The 25,648-nt window shown below is 65.8% G+C and carries 23 protein-coding genes; 11 read left to right on the top strand and 12 right to left on the bottom strand.

Going from position 1 to position 25,648, the window contains the following annotated elements:
- The first annotated feature begins 4 nt into the window (after positions 1-4).
- Together ON45_RS20850 and ON45_RS24000 are read left to right on the top strand one after the other, a co-directional pair.
- On the top strand, positions 5-2,020 hold the full coding sequence (locus ON45_RS20850; RefSeq protein WP_051062268.1) for an acyltransferase family protein: 2,016 nt from the start codon (positions 5-7) through the stop codon (positions 2,018-2,020).
- Between the two features lie 289 nt (positions 2,021-2,309).
- Entirely contained in the window at positions 2,310-2,594 is a 285-nt protein-coding gene (locus ON45_RS24000) for a methyltransferase domain-containing protein (protein ID WP_040491411.1), read from the top strand.
- Between the two features lie 238 nt (positions 2,595-2,832).
- On the opposite strand, the gene ON45_RS01775 is transcribed toward ON45_RS24000, so the two are convergent.
- Genes ON45_RS01775 through ON45_RS24135 form a run of 3 tightly spaced genes read right to left on the bottom strand, consistent with a single transcriptional unit; the run spans position 2,833 to position 5,071 of the window.
- On the bottom strand, positions 2,833-3,819 hold the full coding sequence (locus ON45_RS01775) for a glycosyltransferase family 2 protein (protein ID WP_083914073.1): 987 nt from the start codon (positions 3,817-3,819) through the stop codon (positions 2,833-2,835).
- On the bottom strand, positions 3,816-4,376 hold the full coding sequence (locus tag ON45_RS01770; RefSeq protein WP_051062264.1) for a serine O-acetyltransferase: 561 nt from the start codon (positions 4,374-4,376) through the stop codon (positions 3,816-3,818). The genes ON45_RS01775 and ON45_RS01770 overlap by 4 nt, the downstream gene beginning before the upstream one ends.
- Positions 4,373-5,071: a polysaccharide deacetylase family protein gene (locus tag ON45_RS24135; RefSeq protein ID WP_505697473.1), complete on the bottom strand. Its 699-nt coding sequence runs from the start codon at positions 5,069-5,071 to the stop codon at positions 4,373-4,375. The genes ON45_RS01770 and ON45_RS24135 overlap by 4 nt, the downstream gene beginning before the upstream one ends.
- Here ON45_RS24135 and ON45_RS23720 point away from each other — a divergent pair.
- Entirely contained in the window at positions 5,036-5,275 is a 240-nt protein-coding gene (locus ON45_RS23720; RefSeq protein ID WP_241432134.1) for a hypothetical protein, read from the top strand. The two genes, ON45_RS24135 and ON45_RS23720, sit on opposite strands and share 36 nt — an antisense overlap.
- Positions 5,276-5,436: 161 nt before the next feature.
- Here ON45_RS23720 and ON45_RS20845 read toward each other — a convergent pair whose 3' ends face one another.
- Positions 5,437-6,930 carry a glycosyltransferase family 2 protein gene (locus ON45_RS20845; RefSeq protein ID WP_148288479.1) on the bottom strand — a complete coding sequence of 498 codons (1,494 nt, stop codon included), beginning with the start codon at positions 6,928-6,930 and terminating at the stop codon, positions 5,437-5,439.
- A gap of 167 nt (positions 6,931-7,097) precedes the next feature.
- Here ON45_RS20845 and ON45_RS23575 point away from each other — a divergent pair, with 167 nt between their 5' ends.
- The 3 genes from ON45_RS23575 to ON45_RS01745 all read left to right on the top strand — a co-directional run bounded on the left by ON45_RS23575 (position 7,098) and on the right by ON45_RS01745 (position 10,320).
- Complete coding sequence (locus ON45_RS23575; RefSeq protein ID WP_083914071.1) at positions 7,098-8,984, top strand: HAD-IIIC family phosphatase; 1,887 nt, start codon at positions 7,098-7,100, stop codon at positions 8,982-8,984.
- Complete coding sequence (locus ON45_RS01750) at positions 8,974-9,216, top strand: acyl carrier protein (protein WP_040491406.1); 243 nt, start codon at positions 8,974-8,976, stop codon at positions 9,214-9,216. The genes ON45_RS23575 and ON45_RS01750 overlap by 11 nt, the downstream gene beginning before the upstream one ends.
- 189 nt (positions 9,217-9,405) lie before the next feature.
- Positions 9,406-10,320 (top strand): glycosyltransferase family 2 protein, encoded by a 915-nt coding sequence (locus ON45_RS01745; RefSeq protein WP_148288477.1) that lies wholly within the window; start codon positions 9,406-9,408, stop codon positions 10,318-10,320.
- A 1,018-nt stretch (positions 10,321-11,338) separates the two neighbouring features.
- Here ON45_RS01745 and ON45_RS20840 read toward each other — a convergent pair.
- The 4 genes from ON45_RS20840 to ON45_RS01720 are packed head-to-tail and all read right to left on the bottom strand — an operon-like array spanning position 11,339 to position 15,991.
- Positions 11,339-12,193: a glycosyltransferase family 2 protein gene (locus ON45_RS20840; protein ID WP_051062259.1), complete on the bottom strand. Its 855-nt coding sequence runs from the start codon at positions 12,191-12,193 to the stop codon at positions 11,339-11,341.
- Between the two features lie 15 nt (positions 12,194-12,208).
- A complete protein-coding gene (locus ON45_RS01730) occupies positions 12,209-13,945 on the bottom strand; it encodes an ABC transporter ATP-binding protein (RefSeq protein ID WP_040491401.1) in 1,737 nt (578 codons plus the stop codon).
- 49 nt (positions 13,946-13,994) lie between these two features.
- Complete coding sequence (locus ON45_RS20835) at positions 13,995-15,113, bottom strand: glycosyltransferase family 4 protein (protein ID WP_051062258.1); 1,119 nt, start codon at positions 15,111-15,113, stop codon at positions 13,995-13,997.
- Positions 15,110-15,991 (bottom strand): glycosyltransferase, encoded by an 882-nt coding sequence (locus ON45_RS01720; protein WP_083914069.1) that lies wholly within the window; start codon positions 15,989-15,991, stop codon positions 15,110-15,112. Before ON45_RS01720 ends, ON45_RS20835 begins: the two co-directional genes overlap by 4 nt.
- A 218-nt stretch (positions 15,992-16,209) precedes the next feature.
- Here ON45_RS01720 and ON45_RS22025 point away from each other — a divergent pair, with 218 nt between their 5' ends.
- A complete protein-coding gene (locus ON45_RS22025; RefSeq protein WP_158412129.1) occupies positions 16,210-17,421 on the top strand; it encodes a glycosyltransferase in 1,212 nt (403 codons plus the stop codon).
- A 7-nt stretch (positions 17,422-17,428) separates the two neighbouring features.
- On the opposite strand, the gene ON45_RS01705 is transcribed toward ON45_RS22025, so the two are convergent.
- The 4 genes from ON45_RS01705 to ON45_RS01690 form a co-directional block, all read right to left on the bottom strand.
- Entirely contained in the window at positions 17,429-18,901 is a 1,473-nt protein-coding gene (locus ON45_RS01705; RefSeq protein WP_158412127.1) for an FG-GAP repeat domain-containing protein, read from the bottom strand.
- 296 nt (positions 18,902-19,197) lie between these two features.
- Positions 19,198-20,349: a hypothetical protein gene (locus ON45_RS01700; RefSeq protein ID WP_148288476.1), complete on the bottom strand. Its 1,152-nt coding sequence runs from the start codon at positions 20,347-20,349 to the stop codon at positions 19,198-19,200.
- Between the two features lie 448 nt (positions 20,350-20,797).
- Positions 20,798-21,574: a hypothetical protein gene (locus ON45_RS01695; protein WP_040491381.1), complete on the bottom strand. Its 777-nt coding sequence runs from the start codon at positions 21,572-21,574 to the stop codon at positions 20,798-20,800.
- 83 nt (positions 21,575-21,657) lie between these two features.
- The gene (locus tag ON45_RS01690) at positions 21,658-21,951 is read right to left on the bottom strand and encodes a PqqD family peptide modification chaperone (protein ID WP_148288475.1); all 294 of its coding nucleotides are present in this window, start codon (positions 21,949-21,951) and stop codon (positions 21,658-21,660) included.
- A 98-nt stretch (positions 21,952-22,049) separates the two neighbouring features.
- Between ON45_RS01690 and ON45_RS01685 the strand changes: the two genes are divergently transcribed.
- The 4 genes from ON45_RS01685 to ON45_RS23505 all read left to right on the top strand — a co-directional run bounded on the left by ON45_RS01685 (position 22,050) and on the right by ON45_RS23505 (position 25,225).
- Complete coding sequence (locus ON45_RS01685) at positions 22,050-22,289, top strand: hypothetical protein (protein WP_148288474.1); 240 nt, start codon at positions 22,050-22,052, stop codon at positions 22,287-22,289.
- Positions 22,279-23,403: a nucleotidyltransferase family protein gene (locus tag ON45_RS01680; protein ID WP_158412125.1), complete on the top strand. Its 1,125-nt coding sequence runs from the start codon at positions 22,279-22,281 to the stop codon at positions 23,401-23,403. Before ON45_RS01685 ends, ON45_RS01680 begins: the two co-directional genes overlap by 11 nt.
- Entirely contained in the window at positions 23,400-24,326 is a 927-nt protein-coding gene (locus ON45_RS01675) for a hypothetical protein (protein ID WP_040491374.1), read from the top strand. Before ON45_RS01680 ends, ON45_RS01675 begins: the two co-directional genes overlap by 4 nt.
- A 95-nt stretch (positions 24,327-24,421) precedes the next feature.
- Entirely contained in the window at positions 24,422-25,225 is an 804-nt protein-coding gene (locus ON45_RS23505; protein ID WP_040491373.1) for a hypothetical protein, read from the top strand.
- Positions 25,226-25,648 lie beyond the last annotated feature (423 nt).

Raw genomic sequence — 25,648 nt, 5'->3', positions numbered from 1 at the left:
GCTGATGTCGTCGGTCGATCAGCACGCGTTCGTCGATCACCCCTCCGAGACGGCGATCCCGCGGCCGGAGTTCCGCGAGGACGTCCAAGGCCTACGTGGCATCGCCGTCCTCCTGGTGGTGCTGTTCCACGCCGAGCTGGTCTTCCCCGGAGGGTTCGTCGGTGTCGACGTGTTCTTCGTCATCTCTGGCTTCGTGATCTCACGCCTACTGTTCGCCGAGCTCCGTGCGCGGGGCACGATCGAGCTGCGCTCGTTCTACGCTCGCCGGGTACGCCGGATCGTGCCCGTGGCCGCGGTCGTCACCGTGTGCACCCTCATCGGCTCCATGATCTTCCTGAGCCCGACCGGCGCGCAGCAACGTGCAGCTGAGACGGGGATCGCGGCGTCGCTGTTCGTCGCGAACTTCTTCCTCGCGTTCACGGGCGACGGCTACTTTGCGGCCAGCGACGAGCTGAACCCATTCACCCACTATTGGTCGCTCTCCGTCGAGGAGCAGTTCTACTTGGTGATGCCGGCGATGCTCATCGTGTTCTACGCGGTCGGCAGGGCCCGTGGGCAGCGCTCGCGCGAGCGAAGTCTCGTCGGCGGAGTTGTGCTCATCTCCAGCGTCTCGCTGCTCATGAGCTGGCAGTTCACGGGAGACGTCGGTCCGATTTCCGGCGAAGCCGCCCAGCGGATCTCGTTCTACGCTTCGCCGACGCGCGTGTGGGAGTTCTGTGCCGGGGTCCTCGTCGCACTCGCCGTCGAGCGACTCCCTCGCGACCGTCCGCGCACCGGGATTGGCTTCGGCGTCGGTGGGCTCGCCGCGGTGCTGTGGGCGGCGCTCGTTCTCACCGACACCACACCGTTCCCCGGGATCATCGCCGTCGTCCCGGTGGCGGGAACCGTGGCGCTCATCGTCGCCGGACATCTGTCGGGTGCGGCGCGACGTTCGCTGTCGGTCCGCCCACTGGTGTTCTTCGGTGAGATCTCCTACAGCTGGTACCTCTGGCACTGGCCGGCGATCGTCTTCATCCGGGCGATGTGGCCGGAGACGACCGAACTTCTGTGGATCGGAGCTGTCGCCACGATCCCGCTCTCGTGGTGGTCGTACTCGGCAATCGAGCAGCGGTATCGACGTCGGACCGACATCTCCGGTCGGCGCGCACTTGCGTTCGGCGCAGCATGTGTGGCCATCCCCGTCGCGGTCGGCTACGGCGTGCTCGCAGGGGCGGGCTCGGGTTGGTGGTTGACGATCCCTGAGCACGTCGGCAATGACGATTCGATCGCTCGTGCCAATGGATGCGATCAAGAGGGGAGCGGATACGCGGGACCGGAAGCCTGCACCTTCGAGGTCGATCGGTCACTGGGACGCATTCTGCTGGTTGGGGATTCGCATGGATCGGCGGTGAGTGACTCCGTCGTGGACGCGGGAAACGCGCTGGGTTATGACGTGGAGATCTGGACGGTCCCGGGATGTCCGATGACGTTAGGGTCCCTACCGCGGGCCGGGTGTGCGGACTGGCGGCTGGATGTTCAGAACCGCATCAACGCCCAGTTCTACGATGCGGTCGTCATCTCCCACCGGTCGGCGATCTATACGCGGGACGAACAGTACAGCCTCGACGAGATCTGGTACGAGGAACTCAGCGAGATGCAATCGATCGATCGCTGGGCAGACGAGATCGATGATCTCTTTGGATGGTTCGAGCAGCAGGGAATTCCCGTCGTATACCTGGAGAACGTTCCTGAGTACGTCGGTTTCGAGCCGCCGTCGATCGCCCGCCCGTTTGAGGTTCCCGATCGCTCGGTCGACGAGATCGACGAGCGAATCGGCGCGGTGACCGCTGCCGAGCGCGTGGTCGCGGCACAGTACGAACATGTCGCGATGGTCGGTCTCGGTGGAGTGTTCTGCAGTTCGGAACGCTGTCGTCCGGAAGTCGATGACACCTTCGTGTACTGGGACTGGAACCACCTCAGCCCCGCCGCAGTCCCGGCGGTCGGTCCCAGGCTGATGTCGGCAATCGACTCGGTGACCTGAGGCATTTGCCACGAAAGCCTCCACTGCGTTTTCGAATGGGGGCGGCCGAGCGACCTGGAAACAGAGCGCCGGGCGACGGCTCGCGCTCGTCGTCCCAGCCGCACTGCTGCGTGTTCTCGCGAACGCGAGAGGCGCACGCTACGTTCTGGCGGTGGGGAAAGCGCGCTTCGGTGACCTCCGTTCAGGTCGTCCGGTCTCGTCCGACTTCGGTTCGACCGGGGTCTCCGATCGATCGATGGTGTCTCTCGAGTGATTTCTCGAGGAGAATGCTTGTCGTATTCGAGGCTCGGTGCTCGAGGTTGGCGACCGTGCCTACACGGCCAGATTCGGAGGCTCCTGGGTCACTGGGTGGTACATCGTCGACATCGATGCGGGCAATGCGGACGTGGATTTCTTGGGGATCTCCAACGCGGCCCTACTTCCCGAGGTGAATTCCGATTGCATCATCTTGACTGAGACGATGCAGTTCCTCGGTGACGCCCAAGCAGCTCTGAGGTCCGTCGAGCGAGCACTTAAATCGGGCGGCACGCTCCTCCTGACTGCGCCGGATCTCGAAGGTCGAGTTCGAGGATGACGGCAGTGACTGGAACTCGCTGTACACAGGTCTGGGCCTCGAGCGCGCTGTGCCTCACGAGTTCGCCGACGCCTACATCCAACGTGTCGCGTGTGGCAACGCGTTGTCCGCGACTGCTTCCTCCACGGACTGGCGCCGAGAACCTGACACGGAGGAGCTCGCGCATGTCGATACCAGGTTCTCGATGGTGCATTGCGTGCGCGCGACCAAAGCCGGAGATCCGGCCGGCCCCGTGTGATCAGCGACGGGTCGCCAGTTCGCTGATCCGTGATCGGATACGGCCGATGACAGTGCCGATGCCCGTACCGATCTCGGTGAAAAGGTCGCGTCGCTTCCGCACGACCCAACGGAGCACCATCGCGGTGGCAGCGGCGCGTCGGCGTACCGGTAGAGGATTGAGCCAGGCCGACGCAGCGTTCTCCCGGAGGAGACGCCACGTCGGGAACACGATCTTGCCTTCGAGGTCATGGTCGAAGAACACGGCGAAGGCGTGTCGATCGAGTCCGCCGGCGGCGTTCTCGAACTGCGCCATCGATTGGCCGGGATGCCGTCGATAGGAGAAGAGCGTCTCGGATGACTCGTGAAACGTGCCGAGCAGCGCAAGTCGTTCGAGCAGCACTCCGTCGGCATGCGAGTATCCGCCCATCGGGTCATTCGGCAGCGATCGGAGCGCATCCAATCGAATCACGCCGAACTGCCACATGCACGTGTGTGGTTCGATCATCACGTCCCGGAATCGGCGGACCGGATCTGGACCCGCGACGGTGATCTTCGTCCGGTCGTGGCGGAGGTGTTCGCCGTCAGGGCCGATCACGCGAGTCGCCGAGTGGCTGAGCACAGCTTCCGGATGGTCTTCGAGTCCATCGACTCCTCGTTCCACGAACTCTGCCTCGATGAGGTCGTCGCACGCCATCCACTTGAAGTACGGCCCGTTTGCCAGCTCGACCACGCGATTGAAATTCCATGCGACCCCGCCGTTCGTCGGCGCCCGGTAATAGCTGACCCGAGCATCCCTCGCCGCATACCGCTGACAGATCTCTGCGGTCGAGTCCGTCGATGCGTTGTCGGAAATGATCAACTCCAGATTCTGGTAGGTCTGATCCAGAACGCAGTCGATGGCCTGAGCGAGGTAGCGCTCACCGTTGTACACAGGAAGCCCTACGCTGACCAGCGGCCGACCCTGTTGGGCTTTCGCGTCGTCCCTCGCTCGCTGCTCCGGCGTCATGGCATGAGCATGATGCGCGGGCGCGGTGAGCTGACGATCGCTCCCTCAGGAACGCTGGTGGTGACGACGGCATTGGGACCGATCCGCGCTCGATCGCCGATGACGACATCGCCGACGATCATGGCCCCTGCGCCGACCTCCACGTCGGCGCCGATGGTTGGCGCACGTCGAAATGACTCGTCGTTGAGGCCGCCGATCGTGACGCCCTGTCGGATCAGGCAACGGTCTCCGAGTACCGCTCGCGGGTGGATGACGATGGTGCCGTGGTGCGCGATCCGCACGTTTCGGCCAACGGTGGTCGTGGCGAAGATCTCGATTCCGAAACGCAAGCGCGTGCGCCGACGAAGAAATCGGTACACACCGGCTGCGAACTTGCGTGGCACCGGCTTCAGGCCGAGAGCGTAGTTGCCGACGCGGACCGCGACGAGGGCCTGGAAGCCGGGCGCAGACCAACGATTGTCGTGCGCCCGCCGATCATCTCGGATCGCCGCTGTCAGTGCGCGCAGACTGTTCACGGGCACGGTCGAGGGCGGCGTTGCACCGATCGACTCGCTCATGCGACAGTGAGCACCGTGTTGATCTGCTGCTCGGATCGCGGGTCGAAGCGGGGGAGACGAAGTGGTTTGTCGAAGACTGAGATCCAGCCGGGCTCGACTGAGAAGCCGAATCGAAAACCCGAACGCTTTGCAACGAGTGCAGTCTGCGCATTTTGTGAGCCATACGGGTACGCGAGCAAGCGGTCCGATGCGCCGATCCGACCATTCAGGTCGTCGAGACACCCGGCCATCTCGGATTGCTGGTCGGCTTCGGGCAGCTCAACCAGGCGTCGGTGGTGGCTCGTGTGCACACCGATGCTGATGAGCGGGTGTTCCGCGAGCTCGAGGAGTTCCCGGCTCGACAATGGGCGCTCCTCTCGATCGAGAGGAAATCGTCCGATTCGCTCCTCGAGGCGAGTCAGCAACGGTTCGATCTCTTCGTGTTCCAAGACGGACATGTGGTCCCAGGCTCGAGCGAGCACGGCGGAGCGGGCTGACGATGACTCGGGCTGGCCGCCGATGATTTCGTCGACGGCGGCGCTGGTCTGGACATCCGAATCTGAGGATCCGAGGACGTCGGCCGCGAGCCGATCCCACCAGAAGCTCGGTTGATCGAGATACCCGCTCGCAACAAAGATCGTTGCGGGAGCTCCGTGACGCTCGAGGATCGGGAGCGCCTGATGAAGATTGTCGGAGTAGCCGTCGTCAAAGGTGATTCCGAAGCGTCGGGATCGATCAGCGAGTCGCGCGACGCTGGTCCTGTCCAGCTCGTCGGAGACTCGTACGAACCGGCCTACATGTGCGAGCGCAGCGAGCTGGCCATCGAACTCGCCCTCGGTGAGAGCGATGCGCCACGGATCGAAGCGGGGCGCGCCCACTCGGTGATATGCAAGCACTCCGAATCCTGCGTCGATTCGTGATTCCGCAGCCCGGAGTCGGCGGCGCGCTGCTCTCTTGCACGCCAACGCCGTACGCGCGACGCCTCGTCGCGTCGATGCACGGGTACGAGTCGGTGAAGGAGTCATGTCAGGTTGTTCGTTCTCTTCGTTTGGCCCGTCGGCACCGGTGCGGTCGTCATCAATCATACGACTGGAACGTGGGTCTCCGTGGAGCGTGTGGTCACGGTGAAGGCGAGGCCGACGAGCAACGAGTGTGCGCCCTCGTGACGATCGATGTCGGCCCCACTCAAGTCGCGGACCTGCGACCCCGCTTGGATCGCCCTCGACGTCTTTGCACTTCCGAAATCCTCGACGCCGTGCCACCCTGCTGTGCTGACGTGTTGGTCGTCGTGGTCGTCGTGGACCGCGAGGGGTGAACCCGGCGCTGCGAACAGCGCAATGCATGTTCCGGCATCGGTCACGTTGTCGGTTGCGTCACTCAGAAAGACCGCGGCCGCACCGACACACGTCGAGGGAGCAATGATGACGACGTGATCGTGCGGTCCGGTCGGAGGTGTGTCGAGGGCGGTGACGGTGACAAGTGAGTGTCCCAAGATGTCGACGACATCCTCTCGTATTCGATCGGTCGGGAGGGAATCGGTGCGGACGAGCACTGAGCCTCCGAGGTCATGACGCCACCAACCGAGGAACTGTCGAAGCCAGACAGCGACGATGTCGTCCTCGGCGCGCACCTTCACAGCTCCCAAGTGCTGCAACACCCTCGTGTTGACTGCGACGTGCCTGCGCTCACGTATTGCGCGACGGAGCCTCGTAGGTGCGAGGGTCCTCCAGGCCCGTATGGCTGTCGAGCGCGCGAGATCTCGTGTCGTCGCGGGGCTGGGTCGTGGTCGCGGCTCCGCTTCTGCGATCGCACGTGCGCTGGTTCCGTTCTCGGATTCGAACGCCGCTTCGATGTATCGATTCAGCCATGCCAGAAACTCCGACTGGACGCCCGGCGGGTCGACAACCGATACCGAGTCTGGGCGCTTTCGGTACAAGGCCACAACGCGGTCGTCGATGAGCACCCTTAGGTGCAGGCCGATCTTGGCATACAACACATGGTCTTCGTACATGCCCCTGAACGTGTCGACGGACCCGCCGATCTGCTCGAGGCCGGCACGCCGAAGGAAGACGGCACAGATCGCCGGCATTCCCCACGGCCACGCGCGGTACGTCGCGTTGTAGACCGTCGGAGGCGCGAGAACTACGCCACGTTCGAGTGTTGGCGTACATCGTTGCACGTAGTCGGAATGATACGACTCCTGGTCGGCCCGCCAGCTGTTCCAGAACCAAGTCTGGCAGTACAGGGCGTCCGCTTCGGGATGGCGTTCGAAGCGACGCACCACATGGGAGAGAGCGCCGGCCAGCCAGACGTCGTCTCCGTCGAGGAAACCGATGATCGCACCTCGGGAGTGTCGCACGCCGAGGTTGCGCGACGCGGACATTCCTCGGTTTGCGTGACCGGGATGCTCGAGGTAGCGAATCCGCGTATCGAGGGCGCTCCAGCGACGCGCGATCTGGGTCGATCGATCGGTCGACCCGTCGTCGACGAGAAGCAGTTCCCAGTCCTCGAAGTGCTGCTCGACCACGCTACGAATCGCTTCGTCCAGGTATCGATCCTCGTCGAGGAAGATCATGATGCACGAGACGGTGACAAGCCGCCCATGGTCATCACCGTCATCGACTTGCTCCACTCTGCCGCTCCGCCGCTCGTTCACTCGCTGCCGCACCCCGCTGTCAGTCCGCACGAACCGCTCGACGCGCGAGTCCAAACAGTACCCCGGATGGACGGTAGCGTGAAGCGATGGCGGGTCACGGGGAATCGGCAACGGCGCCAGCCACGTTGATGGATCGTGCGCGGCGCGCCGAAGGCGTCGGTGACGACCGAGCAGCGCTCATGGAGTTGCGCGAAATCGCTCTCACGGATCCGTCGTTTCGCTCGTGGACGGCGGCAAGTCGACTGCTCGAACGGATCCGCACGGCCGGGAGTGTTCAGCGACCGCCGACTCGTGTGGCGGTGATCGGAACGTCCACGCTGGACCCTCTGGCCGCGCTGCTGCCGCTGGCGGGTCACGGCGCCGACCTGGATCTCCGGGTCGTTCACGTCGGGGGCATCGGCCAGTACGAGACCGAAGCGCTTGACCCCGGGTCAAAGCTGTACACGTCGGATCCGGAGGTCATCGTCCTTGCGCCCGACCTTCGTGCCACCTCGCTGAGCATGCTTCCCGAAGACGGAACGGACGAGGTTCATTCTGAGATCAGCCGGTGGACGTCTCTGCTCTCGGCCGTCCGTCGGCACACGGACGCAACAGTGTTGCATCTGAACTTCGTGCCGCCCGTCGGTCGCGTGCTGGGTGCTCTCGACAGCGCCCATCCGTCGGGTCGGCGTCGGTTGATTCGCGACCTCAACCTCGGTCTCGCGGATGCGCTGGGGCACGACGAGCACCTTGTCGATGTCGACACGCTCGCGTGCGAGTTCGGCCTTCGCCAGTGGCACGACGACCGGTACTGGTTCCACGGGAAGCAAGCGATGTCGCCTTCGGCGATTCCGAGACTTGCGCAGGAGATTGCGTCGACGATCCGGTCGGCTCGGGGGCGCGCTCGGAAGTGTCTCGTCGTCGACCTCGACAATACGCTCTGGGGCGGTGTGGTCGGCGATGACGGGGTCGAGGGCCTGAAGTTGGCCGGCACAGCGGTCGGGGAGGCGCACTTGGCGCTTCAGGATCATCTCGTGGATCTACGTCGACGAGGGATTCTCCTCGCCGTGTGTTCGAAGAACGATGATGCGACGGCTCGGGCTCCGTTCGAGCAGCGCGACGACATGCGCCTGCGTCTCTCGGACTTCGTGGCGTTCTCGGCGAGTTGGAAGCCGAAGCCAGAGGGAATTCGAGCGATCGCCGACGAGCTGTCGATTGGACTGGACTCGATCGTCTTCGTCGACGACAACGTGGCGGAACGAGCCTTCGTCCGTTCCGAGCTCCCGCAGGTCGACGTGATCCACATGCCTGCCGACCCATCCGGGTTCGCTCGCACGGTCGCGTCATACAGCGGATTCGATGCCGTGACTCTCTCCGCGGAGGATTTGGTCAGAACCGATCAATACCGTGCCAGGGCGGCGGCGGCGTCAGCGCGCGATGACGCCGCGAGTCTCGATGAGTTCCTGCTCGGACTCGAGATGAGATGTGAGGTGCGGCCGATCGATTCGTTGACGGTCGAACGTGCGGCTCAACTTGTGGGCAAGACGAATCAATGGAATCTGACCACCCGGCGGCGCACGGCCGGCGACTTGGCCGCCGTCGCTGCGGAACCGTCCACGATTGCGCTGACGGTCCGACTGGTGGACCGGTTCGTTGATCACGGAATCGTGGGTGTGCTGATTGCCACGGTGGAGAACGGAGCTGTGGACATCGATACGTTCTTGATGAGTTGTCGTGTGATCGGGCGGTCGTTGGAGAGATCGATGTTGGACGATTTGGTTGAGCGGGCTGAGCGGCGCGGAGTGACGCTCATTCGTGGCCAGTACGTGCCTTCTGGTCGAAACGATGTCGTTTCCGATGTCTTCTCGAACCTCGGCTTCGCGCCGGCCGGCGAGTCAGACGACGGATCCACCACGTGGGTTCTCGATACCGGGCAGGGTCGCCCACGACCCAACACGTTCATCGCAAAGCAGGAGGCTTCGAGTGTCAGGTGACGAAATCCGCGACGAGTTGCAGGCGATCTTCCGGGATGTGATCGACGACGAGGTCGTGATCACGGACGAACTCACGGCGAACGATGTCGAGCGATGGGATTCGCTCGCTCACATCAACCTGATCTATGCAATCGAGGACCAGTTCGGCATCGAGTTCACGCAGGCCGAGATGGCAGACATGGCGAACGTCGGCGAGCTCCAGCGTCACGTCGTGCGGAAACTCGCAGGGTAGGAATCGGACGCTGGTTTCCACAGCGTGCGCCTGAGCGACCAGCCGAGAGTCAGGGAGCGGAGTCGAAATCGTTGTCCCGCAGCGACCGTCCGGCTCGCTCTCCACGCACTTCGAGCGTGCGGCTGTGTCTCCGGGTATCCGGAGAGGGTGAGCGACGTCCGAGTGTCGGCCATGGGGTAGGTTCCGGAGGTGCCAACGGTGAGTGTCGTGATGCCGGTCTACAACGCAGGTGGGGCACTCCGCCAGGCGGTTGCCAGTGTTCTGGCTCAGACGTTCGAGGACTTCGAGCTGATCGTTGTCGACGACGGCTCGACCGACGGGGCCATCGACGACCTGAGGCGGTTCGACGACGAACGGATTCGTTTGGTGCGCAACGACGCCAACATCGGAGCGGCGGCCAGCCGGAACCGTGCGCTGGGGCTCGCCGGCGGGCAATACATCGCGATTGCCGATTCCGACGACCTCATGCAGCCCCGACGGCTCGAGGTTCAACTCGGCCGTTTCGATGAGGAACCGGACCTCGACCTCGTCGCTGGCGCGTCGCAGGTCTTCGGTGATGCCGATCCCGTTTCGCCGGTGTCCGTTCCCGCCACCACCCACGCCGCCCTGACGCTCGGACTGAGGTATGGACCGTCGTTCTTCCACGGATCGACCATGGTGCGACGCCGCGCCATGCAATCGGTCGAGGGCTATCGAGACCTGCCACTGACGGAGGACTACGACCTGTACTCTCGCCTCCTCCTGAGCGGGCATCGTTTCGGCGCGGTGACCGATGTCGTGCTCCTCTACCGCAACCATCCCGGCGGCATCTCCAAGACTCGAGCTGCCGAAGCGCGGCGGGTCCATTCGGAAACCAGCGAGCGGTTGCGGGCCGACGTCGAGATACCGGCGTTGGAAGACCTGATCGCCTCGGCGCGACGCGAGCCGGTGGGGTGGCGTGCCGAACCACGGCTCCGTTACTTGAAGTTGCTCGGGCGCACCGCACGCGAACATCTCGGTGGACCACGTCGGGTCGCATTGCGATGTGGGGTGGCGGCTGCGTGCTGCGGGCTCACCACGTGGGGTTCCCTGCTGATGCACCTCCTGCGCCGGGTCGCGCGCTGAGCGCGAAGCGCCAGGTCGGAGACATCGTTCCCTCTAGTGTTCAGCAGGTGGCGGTCGAAGCGCGTGCGGAACAAGGGAGTCCAGGCCTCGGCCAGGCCGCCGAGATCGTCAAGGCCGTTCAGCAGATTCCTGCCCTCCGGGACGTTCGCTGCCGAGTCGTGTCCTCGACGGCGCGTCGCAATTGCTCCATCGTTCGGTGCTCCACCGACCGTTCGTCGCACGGCGATCTGATCATCAAGGTCGTCGCCGAGTCGATCGGTCCGACAATTCTCGCTGCCTACGAGGGCCTCGAGCGGTACCAGCGAGTCTTCGCGGCAGCTGGGATGGAGACGATTCGGGCAGCCCGACCGGTCGGCTGCCTCACCACACCACCGGCGCTGGTGATGGAGTACGAGTCTGGCTCTGACCTCCACGATCTGCTTCGGTCGTGCGCTACGCAGAACGTGTCCTCGCTCCGTACTCCGATGGAGTTGTGCGGTACCGCACTTGGCCTGATTCACCGGTCCTCGCCCGCGGACCCGGATCAAGCTTCGGCCGCGTTGGCGCCGCTCGCCCGCCGACTCGTGCTCTCCAAGCGATGGATCAGGCGCTCTCTCGGGCTCGTCGAGCCCGTCATGTCGGCCGAAGACTTCGCGCCCAACAACATTCGCACGGCGGCAGACGGCATCGTTGTTCTCGATCCCCCGCTCCGTGCGCAGGACACCAGTGCACACAGCGACATCGCTCATTTCCTCGGCCAGGTGGGACATCACTTCGGCCGGAGTGGCGGTCGCGCTACGTGGCGGAATCGGGAGAGCGCGCTCCGGGAGTTGACCGATGAGTTTCTCCGAGGGTATGCCGAGGCTGGCCCCTTCGACCCGCGAGGAACCGAGCACCGTCGTCTCATCGCTGTGTTCGCCGCGGATCGGGCGTTGGTGTGGTCGATCAAGTACGCGCGTCGCGGTGAGCTCGCGGAGAGCTGGAAATTTGCACGGCGGGCGTGCCGGGGCAGGGTCAGAATCGCGCGGAATCGGTCCGGTCAGCTGGAACGGATCGTCTGACGTTGCGGGAGATATGACTGAACCAGCCGCGCCCGGTAGCGCCAGTTGCGTGGTGCGAGTTGCACGGCACGCCGCAGATGAACCCGCGCCCGACGTCGTTCGCCGAGCGCGATGTTCTGGACCCCGGCAACTGCCGAGAATCGCGCCGTGGCATTGTCGGTGATGTGGCCCGCGTGCTTGTCCAAAACTCGTTCGGCGGCGTCACGAATGACGGAATTGCCGTACCGGATCTCGCGTGGCCCGTCATCCCGACGAACGTCGACGAAGAAGCCATCCACGATGTAGGGGGCCAGTCCCTTCTCGGAGAGCGCCCGTTCGAGCCGAAATCCGAGATCGGTGTTCTCGGAGTACGCCAGCCGTTCGTCGTATCCGCCCACCTCCTCGAACAAGGATCGATCGACAGCGAAGAGGCCCGCGAGAAACGGTCCGCCCATGGCATTGAGCGGCTCTCGGCGTCCATCGGTAAAGACTGATGTCGCACCGCAGCGGACGAGGCCGAGCCCTGGACACGGGACGAGCATCGTGGCCCATCCCGGGCAGGGAACGTCGTCGCTGTCGAGGAAGATCAACGTGTCACCCGTGCCGAGTTGCGCTCCTCGGTTGCGAGCCGCCGACACGCCTTTCCGTTCCTGATGTTCCAACTGGACTCGGGGATCGTCGATGGCAGCTACCAGGTCGCTGCTGTCGTCCGTCGAGCCGTCATCGACGACGATCACACGGAGACCATCGACGCCTTGTTCGAGCACTGCCGAAAGCGTGCGCTCGATCGTCGCTGCGCCGTTGTGCATCGGGATGACGACGTCGATCGTCGGACCGGCGCTGTCGGGACTCATCGTGGATCCCTGTCGTCAGTCTTCCAGCCGACCGACGGCCATAGCGTGGCGGAGGAACTCACTCGAGCGCTCGAGCTCGGCGAAGGTTCCGGTGTCGCTGACGCGTCCGTCCTCCACGACGATGATGCGGTCACAGTTGCGCAGGGTGCTGAGACGATGGGCGATCACCCCGACACCGTACTCGTCACGCAGACCGTCGATCGTCTCGGTGATGACCTGTTCGGACACTGCGTCGAGAGCACTCGTCGGCTCGTCCAAGACGACGATCGCCGGGCGGCTGGCCAACGCCCTGGCGATACCGAGGCGTTGCGCCTGACCTCCCGACAGCGCCCGAGCACCCGGGCCGACGAGGGTGTCGAGCCCGTGGTCGAGATCATCGACGAGGTCGACGAGACCGGCGTCGGCGAGCGCTCCGAGGACGGTTTCGTCGTCGACGTCTCGGAAGAAGCGAACGTTCTCGCGGAGCGAACCGTGGATGAGCGGCGTTGATTGGGAGACGAGGCAGACGCAGCGCGGCAGGGCCGCTGGGTCGATCTCACGCAGCGGCAGTTCGCCGACGAGGACCGTCCCGGCCGTCGGTTGGCGGAGGCCGACCAAGATGTCGGCCAGCGTGGACTTTCCTGCTCCGGACGGGCCCACGATCCCGACGACCTCGCCACGACGGATCTCGAACGTGACGTTGGAGAGCGCGGATTCCGATTGACCGGGATAGGTGAACGTCACGTCTTGCGCCATCACGCGTTCGACGCGCCCGGGGTCGAGGGTGCCCGGCGTGCGCGAGCCGGCACGCAGCTTCTCGAGTCCCTCCTGGAGCTGGTCGAGGGATGGCACGACCTGCACCAACTTCTGATGAACGCCGACGAGGACCGTTCCATAGTTGGAACTGCGATAGAGGAGCACCGCGATGAGCCCGATCGCGGCGACCTCGGTTCCGCCGCGCAGTGCCGCGTATGCGATCAGCCCGACGATCAGGAGTGCCGCGGCGGTCCGGAAGATCGGCGCTCCGAGGCTGCCGACGAGGTTGGCGCGGAGGAGGGCGCTGCGCTGGAGGCGCGCAGTGCGCCGGTAGCTGGCGCCGGCTTCGGAAACCACGCCGTACATCTTGAGCTCACGCGCCGCCATCGTCAGGGTCGCGAGTTCCTCACCGACCTGGATGTTGTAGTCCGCGACCTCCCGGGCGAGGCGACGGCCCAGCTTGTTGAGCGGTCGGATCAGCAGCATCACCAGACCGAGCACGCCGACGATCGCCAGCACGGCGAACGGATTGATCAGGATCGCCCCGATGAGGAAGATTCCCGCGCCGATCGAACCCTTCAGCCAGTCGGACAGGTACCGGAGCCCCGAGGCGGACTGTTCGACGTTCTCCGTGGTCAAGGTGCGGAGCCATCCTTCCCGCTCTCCGGCTTGTGCGCTCCAGTCGGCCGCCTGGAACGCGGCGACGACGGCCAGTCGCGTCCGGAGCCGGTATCCCGTGACGAGCCGCGAGGAGAGGTAGGCGGTGACCACCTGGGTGACGAGGGCAAGGATGAGCAGGACTCCGGCAATCGCGGCGAGCTCGCCGAGGGAGATGTCGACGTCGAGTGCGCCGATGTCACCGGTGTAGCTCGACTGTCCCTCGGCGGCAGCCTGGACGAGAGCGGCGATCGACGCCAATGCGAGCGCCTCGGTCACGGCGGAGCACAGGCTGGCGGCTGCGATGATCGAGAGCAGTCGACGCTCGCCACGATAGATCTGTACGAGCCGCCGCATCATCGGGCCGCAGCTTACGGTGAGCTTGCTCGAGCGCCAGCACGAGGTTCGATCAGTCGGTCGGCGACCTCTCGGCGATGCGCTCGATCAGGCCGAGCCAAACCGGCGCGACGACGTCCCACGTGAAGTTGGCCATCACATGCGCTCGGGCGACGTCGCCTAACCGATCCCGCTCGGCCGACACATCAGCAATAGCGTGTGCGTATTCCTGTGCGACAGCGTCCTGGGCAACGACGCGTCCACCCTCGGACACCACCTCACGAACGGCTCCGACGTCGGGTGCCACCGAGGGGACGCCCATCAGTGCTGCCTCGATGGCCGATCCGGGCATGCCTTCGGTCGAACTCGTGATGAGGAGCACATCGGCCGCGGCGAGAACCGGACGGACATCCGGGATCGCGCCGAGGAGACGCACTCGACTCGCTCGACCCCGACGGGCCACGCCGGCCTCGAGCGCGGTCCGTTGAGGTCCGTCGCCGGCGACGACGAGCGTGGCGCCCTCGACATGGTCGAACACGTCGAGCGCCACCTGCGGACGCTTCTCGTCGGCAAGTGCTCCGATGAACGCGATGACCGGGCCGTCAGAGCTCACACCGAGGGCCCGCCGAGCTGCGCCGCGCTCCTCCGCGCTGGGCGGGACGAAGTGTCGCGAACTGCGTGCGTTCGGAATCACGGAACGTCGTTCTGGAGCCACACCGTAGAGCGAGCCGAGTGAAGCGGAAGCCCGGTCGAAGAGGGCCGCGACATGGACGGGGCGGGTGAAGAGTGCACGGGTTCTGGCGCGATGCAGAGAGCCGCGGGCCCAGTCCGCCGGATTCCCGATGCTGCGATAGATGAACGGTCGGCGTGTCGCCGCGCTGACCAGTGAAAGCGCCGGCAGCGTTGTTGATCCGTAGCCGATCGCCAGATCGGTGGACCGGGTCTCCTGAGCGAGGCGGCGGAGCGTGAGGGGCGCGAGCGCGCGTCGACCGAGCACCCGTACGTCGAGCGCCGCGTCGGCCGATGCGGACGCAGTCAACGCCACGACGCGGATCGAGACACCGAGCGCGCGCAGTTCCCTGCTGAGCGCCTCGCCCTGCATCTCCGCTCCCCGGCGGTTGGCGGACGCGAGCACCAACGTCACCCGGATCGCACGCGAGGATGTGGTGGATTCCGGTCGGGTCGGAGTCACGGAACGTCCACGCGGCCCAACCGACCCCGGACTCCGTCGGCAGTACCACGAAGGGCAGCAGCGGCCAACCGCGTGTCCCGGAAGCGCAGCAAGCCGCGGACTGCCGCCATGGGCCCGGCGTGCAGGACGGACAATACGACGGCCCCGCGCAACCCATAGCGTCGGCTGATCTCCACGATGTTCCGCGAGCTGTAGTAGCGACGCCACGGCGGCCGTGGTGTGGCCTGTGCCCGGGCGCCGATGCCGGTTCTACCGTGTGCTCGACGAAGCGCCAGCATCGCGTCACCATCGACCAGCAGTCGATAGCCGGCCGATCGGAGCCGCAGTCCGAATTCGAGTTCCTCGAAGCCGAAGAAGAGCTGGGCATCGAAGACTCCGACGTCGCGGATCGCCCCGACGCGGTACATCGGGAACTGGCCGCCGGCGATGTAGTCCACGTCGACGCGTCCGACGAGTTCTCGGTCGGGAACCCGTCGAGTCAGCGCTCGTCGTCGATCGAACCGGGCTCCGACGAGGCCGGCGGCGGCGACATCGGGGCCCGCGTCGGCCATGATCGCCAGAACCCTTGCGATGGAGTCGGATGACGGCGGTGGGTCGTCGTCGTCGATGAGCAAGACGAGGTCCTCGTCATCCGCATTCTCCAGGACGCGGTGCATGCCCACGGCGATGCCGCCGGCCGGTCCGAGATTCTCTGCCGCGCGCAGATACGTCACGTTCTCGGGTTCGTCGAGGTCACTCGTCGCCTCGCCGGCCGAGTCGTTGTCCACGACGACAATGTGGTCGGGTCGGACCTGCTGAGCGTCGATCGCGGCGAGCGTGGCTCGCAGCACGGTGGGACGACGATATGTGACGACGATCGAGTGGATCCGAGGTGTCATGAGCGATGGCCCGTTCGGAGTGTCGCCGGCTGTGTCACCTCGACGAACAAGCGGGTGGTCACGATCCGGCCCATCGTTCGAATACTTCCAGATCCCCGCTTCCTGGCGCGCATCACCGTTCAGTGCTCCGGTGGCCGGCGTGCATCGCTGCGCGACCGGAGGTCTCACCGGCGCGACTGGGTCCCGGTCGGCGGCGGTCGTGGGATACGGTGCCGACCATGCGCGCCGACGGGAAGCTCCAGCCGGGCGTACGCGGCGGGGAGCGGGAGTTGCGCGTGCTCGCGGTCATCGACGCGCTGGTCGAAGGTGGGACCGAGCGATCTCTGGCCGATCTCGTACTCGCGCTCCGGGGGAATGGCGTCGACTTCACCATCGCGATCCTCCGCTCGCGTGGTGATGAAGGCCTCGCACCAATGCTTCGAGACCGAGGGGTCGATGTCAGGCTGCTCCCCTCGAGCGGGCGAGTCCGCGCTTTGCGACGCCTCGTCGACGAGGTCCGTCCCGACGTCGTTCATTCCATGTTGTACGAGTCCAACCTGCTCGCGCGTCGCGCTCTCGTCGGAAAGCATGTGCCGCTCATGACGAGCCTCGTGAGCACGTCCTACTCCGCCGAGCGTCGAGCGACGAGCGGCGTCACACCGGCGAAACTGAGGGTGGTGCAGTTGATCGATGCGATCTCCGGCAAGTTGGGGGTCGACGCGTACCACGCCGTGTCCGAGGCGGCGCGTGACGATGCGATCGAGCATCTGCGCGTCCGGCGGGATGCGATCTCGGTGGTCAAGCGCGGACGACCGGACCCTCTCCCGTTGCTCGATCCGAACGTGGGAGCAAACGTTCGCGCGTCGCTCGGAATCCCGGCCGACGACATCGTCGTTGCCAATGTCGGGCGACAGGAGCGGTCGAAGGACCAGGTCACCCTGATCCGCGCACTCGAGCCGTTGCTCCGGGCGCGCGACGACATCTGGCTGATCGTCGCCGGCCGAGCCGGCACGGCCACGAGTGCGATCGAAGAGGCGATCGAGTCGCTCGATCGTCCCGATCACGTCAAGTTGCTCGGTCATCGCGGGGACATCGCAGACGTCCTCGATGCGTCAGACGTCTTCGTGCTCTCATCGCGCTACGAAGGCCTGCCGGGCTCGGTGATCGAAGCGATGGCGATCGGGGTCCCGGTCGTCGCCAGTGACATCGGACCCGTTCGAGAAGTGGTCGAAGAGGACGTCAGCGCTGTGTTGTGCAGCCCGGGTGAGCCCGATTCGTTCACGGTGGCTATCAGGAGGCTGATCGACGATGAACCGTTGCGTCAGCGCCTCGGCCGCTGCGGGCGGCGGCGATTCGAGCGTGAGTTCAGGATCGAGTCGTCGGCGGGCGGGATGAAGACGCTCTACGAGGCCGTCGCCGCCGCCGGACCCCGAAGCTTCCGGTCGATCTGAACCGCGGCTACGGGCAGGCCCGAACCGAGCCCTCTTCCGCCGAGAACGTGGTGGTCGTTCCATCGACGTGTTCGACGGTGACATCGATGTCGCCACGGAACCCCCCGAGACCGAGATGAATCACCCGGCCAGGCCCCGCTGCGTATCCGCTCGTGCTCGCCACCCAAGCCCGGCCGATCGGACTCGAGGAACCTGGTGCACCGACGGAGATCGCAGCACCGACTTCGAGACCGTCGATCGCTGACACGTCCAGCTCAAGCGACGCCCCGGACGGTCCGGTGCTTCGAGAGGCAACGGTCGGGCTGGTCGGCTCCCACGCGACGTTGACTACGTCAACTCGTCCGTCTCCGTCGAAGTCCGCCGTGACCCCGGTGACCCAGTAGCGGTCGCTGACCTCGGATGACGCTTCGAAGACGGGGATGCCGTCGTCGAAGCCGACGTTGCGCAACACGACCGGTGTTGCCTCGGGCGAGGCTGCCGAGGTGGCGATGTCCTGGTTGCCGTCATTGTCGAGGTCCACGATCGTGACATGCGGCGACTTGGTGGGAAGCGGAAGCGAGCCCGCTTCGTCGGTCACGTCGATCAGCTCGAGTTCGCCGGGCTCCGAGCGGTTGAGGAAAATCCGGACCGGAACCCGCTCGCCGAACTCGAGGGTCGAGTTGAAGTGCTGGCCGACCACGAGGTCCGGCCGACCATCGTTGTCGAGGTCGCCGACCGCGATCCCGGCGGGGTCGTCCTCCTCGCCGTAGATCTCCCACTCGAGGGCCGGCGCGTCGACGATCTCGAACTCTCCTGGTCCCCGGCCCATCAGCACCCGGGGATCGCCGCTGAACACGACGTCGAGCCAGCCATCGCCGTCGAGATCGATCGTCGACAACGCGAGAGTTTCGACGTCGCTCGGAATGCCCCACGTCGCCGTGGTGTCCTCGAACTTCATCTCTCCGAGGTTGCGGTAGAAACGCGTCGGTCCAGCGCCGAAGCGGTCGCCGGCAATCGCGAGGTCGGGAAGCCCATCGCGGTCGAAGTCGACGGCCGCAATGGAGCGTCCGCCCACATCGTGGGCCAATTCGGTCGAGATGGACCAACCGTCGCGATCGCGCTCAAAGATGGTGGTGGGTCGGCTTCCGACCTCGCTGTCGCCGCGGGGGTTGCGTGAGACGATCAGGTCGAGGTCGCCGTCGCGGTCGAGGTCGGCGAAGGTCGCGCCGCTCGATCGAGCGAGTTGGCCAGGGAATGACTCATCGACGCGGAAGCCGTCGGGGCCACCGAGGAGGAGCTTGTCGGGGGAGGGGCCCTCGGCACCGCGAACCTGATAGTCCTCGACGGGTCGGTCGGCGAAGGTGCCGACGAAGAGGTCGGTCCAGCCGTCCCCATTGGGATCACCTGCCGCGATGGCATGTCCGTACATCCCGGTGAGCGGTTCGACGAGCCCATAGTCCTCGGTGGCATTGACGAAGGAGATCTCGTCGGTCCCGTTCATCGGCGGAGTGGACCAGCAAACACTGGTGTTGCCGAGGGCGGCGGACGCAGAGTCGGGTTCGTTGCTCCACGGAAGGGAAGGTGTGCCCGGGCGCGGTGACGTCGACTGTGGTACGAGCACCTTCGATGGCGTCGAGCCACTCAACGTGGGGTCGTCCGGGCGATTCGCGTCGGATTGCCCTGCGTCGACCGACGACTGGCCCGATTCGCTGCCGCCGCACGCGGTGATCGTCAACGTCGCAGCCGAGATCGACGCGACCCACAACTGTGTCGCGCGGGGTCGGCGGGTCGACCTCATCACGACAGGTCGATCGCCGCGAGTACGACCGTGCCGAACTCCTCGTCGGATCCTGACCGTCCGCCATTGAGGCCGACGTAGATGCGGTCGCCGCTCGGAGCGGCGACCACGCTGAACGATCCACCCGCCACGACCCCGAGTGCGGGTTCGATGACGTCGTTCAGACGGGCGAGGACCGTGCGTTCTCCCGACGCCGTGTCGACGGCGATCAGCGGGGTCCCGCCGAGTTCCGGGCCGTTGCCGTGGGCTCCCGGAACGTAGAAGACCGTTTCGCCGTCGGGTGAGAGCGCGATGGATGCGACGTATCCCTCGAGTTCACCCATGTCGATCGACTCCCCCGAGGTCGAATATTCGAACAGGGCATCTGGATCGCGAGTGACGCCGTAGACAGCGCCCTGACCGCGGGTCGGCGTGGCGCTGCGCAGCCAGCCCCCGCCCGGTAGTACCGCGTCGATGACGCGTTCGGCGCCGTCGGGTCGGACCGCGCCGAGAGATCCGTCGTTCATCGCGTACAGGGCTTCTCCGTCGGAGGTCACGAGCACGTCGCGGAAACCGACGTGCTCGTCACGGTCGTCCAGGTGTGTCACCTCGCCCGTTGCGGCATCTGCGATGAAGAACACGCCCGTGTCGGCTTCGGTCGCGGCGTCGGTCGAGGGGTCGACGGCCTCACCGTAGATGTATCGACGGTCGGGGCTGATCGAGAGCGACGGGATACCGAACCCTTCGACCGGGATCCCGAGATCGTGGACTTCCCGCGTGATGGGGTCGTAACGGACGAGGTGGTCGCCCTCGTACGACGAGTCTTCGATGCCGCGCCGGGATCCCCAGTACGTCGCGGTCACGATCGAGCAGTCCGCGTCCAGGACCATCGGGGCGTGGATCTTGCCAAACCCCCAGTCCCCGTCTTCGTGATCCAGGAACTCCGACACCTCCACCGTGCGCGTGAGTTCATCGGTGGCGGGGTCGTATTCGTAGAACCACGTGGTGCCGTCCTGCCCCAGGTGGTCTCCGACGGCGGAGACGTAGCGACCATCGGGGAGTGCGACGCCCTCTCCCCACTGTGACCACGGGTTGCCCTCGTAATCGGGCAGCGGATACTCCGCCGCGTGGACTCTGACGCCGTCGGTCTCGCCGAGATCCTCGAGCGTCACCGACTCGAAGTCGCTCGACGGTGCCGGCGATCCACCCGGCTCACACGACGCCGCGGAACTGATCGGCGACGGCGGCGGATCGGCGGGCGTCGAACCATTCTGGTACCTATCCCACAGTGAAGTGGTCTCCGTCGTTTGGCCGTCGTCCGCCTCGGTGGTCCCTTCCGAGTCGACGGTCTCTGCGGTGTCGACGGGTGCAGTTTGGTCTGATGTCGGCACTTCCGGCGCGCGAGCGCTGTCAATGTCGGGGTCGCTGCCGGCGCAGGCCGCGACCGTGAGCCCGAGCATCGCGACGGCTGTACCGTGTCGTCGAGATGGGGTCCATCGGGATGACCGGATGAGAAAGCCTCGTGCTGATCGTCCGCCCGGCGCCATGATCAAATGGTACGCGAACGACGGCCGGAGGTGACGTCGGTTCGGTTCGGTCGAGTCGACCTTCCGGACGCCGTCAGGTCTCGAGCGCCTGAGAGATCACGGCCATCGTGTCGCTCGCCGTGAGTTGCAGCGGGAGCGGCATCACGACCGTTCGCAGGTGAGCGACCGCTTCGAGGGCATCGTGTGGATGAGCGCCCGAACCGGGATCGATCCGGGTACACGCTGCGGCGACCAAACCGCTGGCGCTCCCGATGTCGTGAGCGTCAAAGCCGACGGGGTCGAGAAGCCAACGGCGAATCGGTAGGCGCTGTTGGTCGACGTCGACCGCTCCCGGTGGCGTTCCTCCGCCTGGCCACGCGCGGGGGATCCACGCGAATCCTTTGCCGCGCTCGACGGCGTCGATCTCGATGACGGGTGAGTCCACGGGGGCGATGCCCGCACGGGCGAGGCGCGACTCGAGGCCCGCCTGCCACAGCACCTCTGCGGGGACGAGGACGACGGAATCGTCGCGCACGACGGCGGCCGACCGAAGCCGAACCCGCTGGTCGGTGGCTGCGGGGTGCGAGCGAAGGTGGAGCGCCAGCGACCGTGCGAGCCGCACCGGGTCGCGGCTTCGCAGGAGCGTCGTGGAACCGCGGCGGAGCGAGGCGAGCTCACGCGGCGATCCTGGCCCGCCGGCCGGCGGCAGGAGGCCGGGATGGGCGATCAACGAGTAGCCCGGAGGCGGGTCCTCGGTTTCCGTCACCGAGCCGGGAACCGAGCGGACGATGGCGTCGATCAGCTCTTGGTCGTCGGCGCACAGTCCGATCCGCCACCTGCCATCGCTGTAGACGTACGAACCGGCCCACACGGGGCTGGCGGGAGCGCCGCCTCAAGGATTCGGTGGCTCGTCGAGAAACCGAACGGCCTCTCCGGCGCCGTCGGGCTTCCGGCTCATGCCCCGCTGTCCGCCACGAGGAAGCCGCGCTCGCGGAACGATCGGACCGCGTCATCCACTTCGTCGGCGATGACGCGGGGATCCTCGCCGACGATCTCCGCCACCCGAGCGGTGACATCGCGCGGTCCGGTTTCGTTCTCCAGGGCCAACCACACTGCGACCGCCCCACCGGAGAGTACGTGTGCGGTCTCGGCCGTAGCGTCGTAGACGACGATGTCGCCGTCGACCGCAACGGCGCCGAGATCGTCCCGGAGCCGTGGAAACGAGTCGGATCGTCGGCGAGATGTCATGATGGATCGGTGATGGTCGGAGCACGTGGTTGGGCGATCGGAATGCGTGCCCGATTCGTGCACGAGCATAAGGCGGGGAGCGTCACATGGTCCGCCCCGTGACCCCGTCGCGAGATCTCGACGACTGGATCGTGTTGTTCGACGGCTCGACGGCTCGCGAGGTCGAGCTGCTCGGTGCGGCGGGCATCGTCTATCGGCTGATCGGAAGCGGACGTCCCGAGTCGGACGTCCTCGCCGACGTGGCAAAAATGTTCACCGACGAGCCCGACGCGGTGGAGGATGCTCGCGGGGTGATCGATCAGTTGGTCGCCGAGGGTCTGCTGGTTCGTGAGTACTGAGGTGCTCGCGCACCGGGTTCTGCTCGGACGTCTGATCGCTGCCGATGCACTCGGCCTCCCGACGACGACCGTCGACACATCGGCGTGGACGGATTCGCAGTGGCTCGCGCTGGTCGACACGGCGGCGAGAGGACGGGTGATCCCCGCGCTCGCGTGGGCGGCGCGTGACGGTGTGCTCGTGGTCGACGAGTCGCGGGTGGCGCCATTGGTGGATCGTTGGCGTGGCGCCATGGCGCGTTGCGTCCACCTGGAATCGCGGTTGATCTGGCTCCACGACGAATTGGCGACCGCTGGGATCGAACTTCGCAGTCTGAAGGGGCCGGCGTCTGCCCACCTCGATCATCTGCGACCGGAATTGCGCGAGTTCGGTGACATCGACGTGCTCGTCCGGTCGAGCGATCTCCCCAAAGTGTTCGACATCCTCCGGGCTGACGGTTTTCGGCGTCGTTATCCCGAGCCGCGGGCGGGCTTCGACCGTCGGTACGGGAAGAGCATCACGTGGGTCGGCGACATCGAGTTCGATGTCCACCGCACGATCGCCGAAGGCCCGGTCGGCCATCGCATCCCGGTCGACGAACTCTGGGCGGTGCGGAGTCCGTTTCTCGTCGGGTCCACCGAGATCGATGCACTCGACCGGGAACACCGTTTCCTGCACGCCTGCCTGCATGCCGAACTCGCTCCGCCGCCTGCCCGATTGGCCACGGTCGGAGACCTCGTCCGGCTGCTCCCGACGATCGACATCGGCGAGGTTCGTGAACGAGCAGCCGGCTGGGGGGTGGAAGCGCTGCTCGACAGCGCTGTCGACACCGTGTTGCGCGCCACGGTCTGGCCCGAGACACTCGATCCAGCGTGGAGCACACAAGTTGCACCGAGCATCGTCGACGCGGGCCTGATCGCCGCTCACCGCGACCCCGACTCATCATGGGCGGTACGGGCAGCGCTCAGCGTGACCACGCTCGCTGGATGGCGAGAACGGACCGAGTACCTGCGCGACCTGTCGCTGCCGACCAAGAGATACGTGTCGGCACGTCATTCGAGCCGTCGCGACCGCGTCCGGCACTTTCTCCACACGGTGAGGCGAGAGGTCGGAATGCGGCGATCGGCGAAGCCGTGACGTCGTTGTCGCGTCCGAAGCCGATCGCCGGCAGATTGCTCGACCTGGAGTACGAGATCCATGCGTCCGATCCCGGCCTCCGCAGACACCTTGCGGAGGTGTTCGTCGACTCGCGCGCGCCGGTCACCTCCCCGGTGCGATTCGACGTCACGCTCGATGACCCGAGCGTCGCGACACTCAGCCAGGACGGCGACGAGCTTGCATCGGGACTGCCCGGATGGGTTCTGTCGATGTTGTTCTGGCACGTGAACCGAGCGGTCGTCGAGCGCTCGACAGGCCCCCTCCTGCACGCGGGGGCGGTCGCCGACCGTGCTGGGCGGTCGATCTGGGTCGTCGGAGAGTCGGGTGCCGGAAAGTCGACCACGACGCTTGCTCTTGCTCGGGCAGGGTGGCGCTTGCTCACCGACGACGTCGTAGCGGTCTCGGCGGATCGGACCTGCACCGGCTCGCTGAAGCCCATCGGAGTGCGCTCGGGAAGCTGGTCGCTTCTCGGCATCGCTTCCGAGGAGGCGCCGATCCCGCCCGCTCCGTTCGCTCTCCCGGATACGAGGCAGTGCGCCGCGTCGGCGCTGGGCGTGAACACCGTGTCGGCAGCTGGACCACCTGAACTGGTGATATTTCTCGGCGCCGGTGGTGCGGTTCCCGGCGAGATTCGACCGCTTCCCCGTTCCCATGGTGTGGTGCGGCTCATCGAAGCGTGTTTCGACCCTGACCGGTACGGGACGGAGTTGCTGGAGCTGATGGCCTCGGCCGTGCGCGGGGCTCAGACCCTGGAATGGCATCGCGGACCACTCGATCGTTTCGACGACCAGGTCAGAGACCTTCTGGCCGGGCGTGTTGGAATGTCACCGCCCGGCAAACCGGACGTCGGACGGGAAGCACGATCAGTTTCGGGCGTCGAAAGTGGTCGCCCGTCACGATGAGTGGCGAAATCATGGACATCGAGGGGGTCGAACCTGTAGAGTACTGCCAAGACGTGGGCGGGTCTCCCGTTGCCCGGACGTAGAGGGAGTAGGACGTGAACAACGAACAGAATGAAGATCGCCGCTTTTCGCGGCGGGCAGCGGTGCAGAAGGCAGCCGTTGCCGGTGCAGTCGTCTGGACGACCCCGATGATCCTGTCATCGACGGCGCGGGCAGCCTCGGGAACCGAGGTCGAGCAGGAGTGCAAGAGCTACTGGATCTTCAAGCTCGAGGCCCAGGGCGGCCAAGTGTGCGCCGTGGCCTCGGGACGGAGCGGTGGATCCACCTGCGCCGACGTTGCCAAGGCGAACGTTCCGGCCGGCTTCCGCGTCGGTGAGCGCGTCCCGGGCGGCGGCACGGTGTTCTCCGGATTCGAAGTCGACGGGACCGACATCACGAACGGTTCGGTGTCGATCGACCCGGCCGTTGGCAAGATCCTCGCTGTCGTGGGCAAGAAGCGGAGGAACGACTGCACTTCTTTCTCGGGCGGAAGTCTGGCCAACACCGAAGGTCAGTCCCACGTCATGATCGTGTGGTGCTCGCCGCTGGACAACCCGCCGGCCGGCGGAGGATGTTTCGCAACGGCGGTCAAGACGAGCGACCTCGTGCTCGACGAGGACGAAGAGAAGAAGGACGAAGAGAAGAAGGACAAGGAAGACGAGAAGACCGGTGCGTCGAGCCGCTCGTCCGACCAGTCGACGGAGACGACGCCGGCCACCGAGCCGACGGAGGTCACGACGACGTCCAGTTCGGTGCCCGAAGTTGTCGATACGACGACCACCACCACGGCGCCGACGACGACCACCACCACCACGACGACGACGGCTCCCACGACCACGACGTCTCCGCCCGCCGACTGAGGCCGGTCACTTCGTCTGGTGCCGAGTGGCGCTCGGCGGAGCCGTTGGTCCGGAGCCGAAAGAGTTTCGGAATGATCCCGATTGCGCGACTCTGACGAGCGCGAGCAGACGTACGAATGCGCCGAGGGCGCGCACCCGGTGCGATGTGCGCCCAGCGCCGATCTGGCCGGGTCTGCGCGATCGCTCACGTTGACCTCGAGGCAGCAGGCGTCGCCCGAACTGTGGGCGTCGACCTCGACACCATGGCGGCCTGCTGGTGCGAAGCGCTTGACCTCGAACATGTGATGGTGCCAACTCGCGTAACGGGGCCGGGTCGAAATCGGTGATCACCGAGGTCGGCCCGGTCGATATCGACCGGGCCGGGTGATCGTGACAGCAGCTTTGAACCCGCGACGGTGAAGAAGCGCCAGCGCCCCCCCCCCC

Origin of the sequence: Ilumatobacter nonamiensis YM16-303 (assembly GCF_000350145.1) — a bacterium.
Taxonomy (GTDB): Bacteria; Actinomycetota; Acidimicrobiia; order Acidimicrobiales; family Ilumatobacteraceae; genus Ilumatobacter_A; species Ilumatobacter_A nonamiensis.
The sequence above is the reverse complement of the archived record's forward strand: the minus strand, read 5'-3'. Positions and strand labels throughout refer to the sequence as shown.

Coding starts and splice junctions, on each gene's coding strand:
- ON45_RS22025 (WP_158412129.1), top strand. CDS start 16,210: ATGCGCGCCGACGGGAAGCTCCAGCCGGGCGTACGCGGCGGGGAGCGG.
- ON45_RS01705 (WP_158412127.1), bottom strand. CDS start 18,901: ATGAACGGGACCGACGAGATCTCCTTCGTCAATGCCACCGAGGACTAT.
- ON45_RS23720 (WP_241432134.1), top strand. CDS start 5,036: ATGAAGATTGTCGGAGTAGCCGTCGTCAAAGGTGATTCCGAAGCGTCG.
- ON45_RS01730 (WP_040491401.1), bottom strand. CDS start 13,945: ATGATGCGGCGGCTCGTACAGATCTATCGTGGCGAGCGTCGACTGCTC.
- ON45_RS01720 (WP_083914069.1), bottom strand. CDS start 15,991: ATGACACCTCGGATCCACTCGATCGTCGTCACATATCGTCGTCCCACC.
- ON45_RS01775 (WP_083914073.1), bottom strand. CDS start 3,819: ATGACGCCGGAGCAGCGAGCGAGGGACGACGCGAAAGCCCAACAGGGT.
- ON45_RS01770 (WP_051062264.1), bottom strand. CDS start 4,376: ATGAGCGAGTCGATCGGTGCAACGCCGCCCTCGACCGTGCCCGTGAAC.
- ON45_RS23575 (WP_083914071.1), top strand. CDS start 7,098: ATGGCGGGTCACGGGGAATCGGCAACGGCGCCAGCCACGTTGATGGAT.
- ON45_RS01690 (WP_148288475.1), bottom strand. CDS start 21,951: ATGACATCTCGCCGACGATCCGACTCGTTTCCACGGCTCCGGGACGAT.
- ON45_RS20845 (WP_148288479.1), bottom strand. CDS start 6,930: ATGATCTTCCTCGACGAGGATCGATACCTGGACGAAGCGATTCGTAGC.
- ON45_RS20850 (WP_051062268.1), top strand. CDS start 5: ATGTCGTCGGTCGATCAGCACGCGTTCGTCGATCACCCCTCCGAGACG.
- ON45_RS20840 (WP_051062259.1), bottom strand. CDS start 12,193: ATGAGTCCCGACAGCGCCGGTCCGACGATCGACGTCGTCATCCCGATG.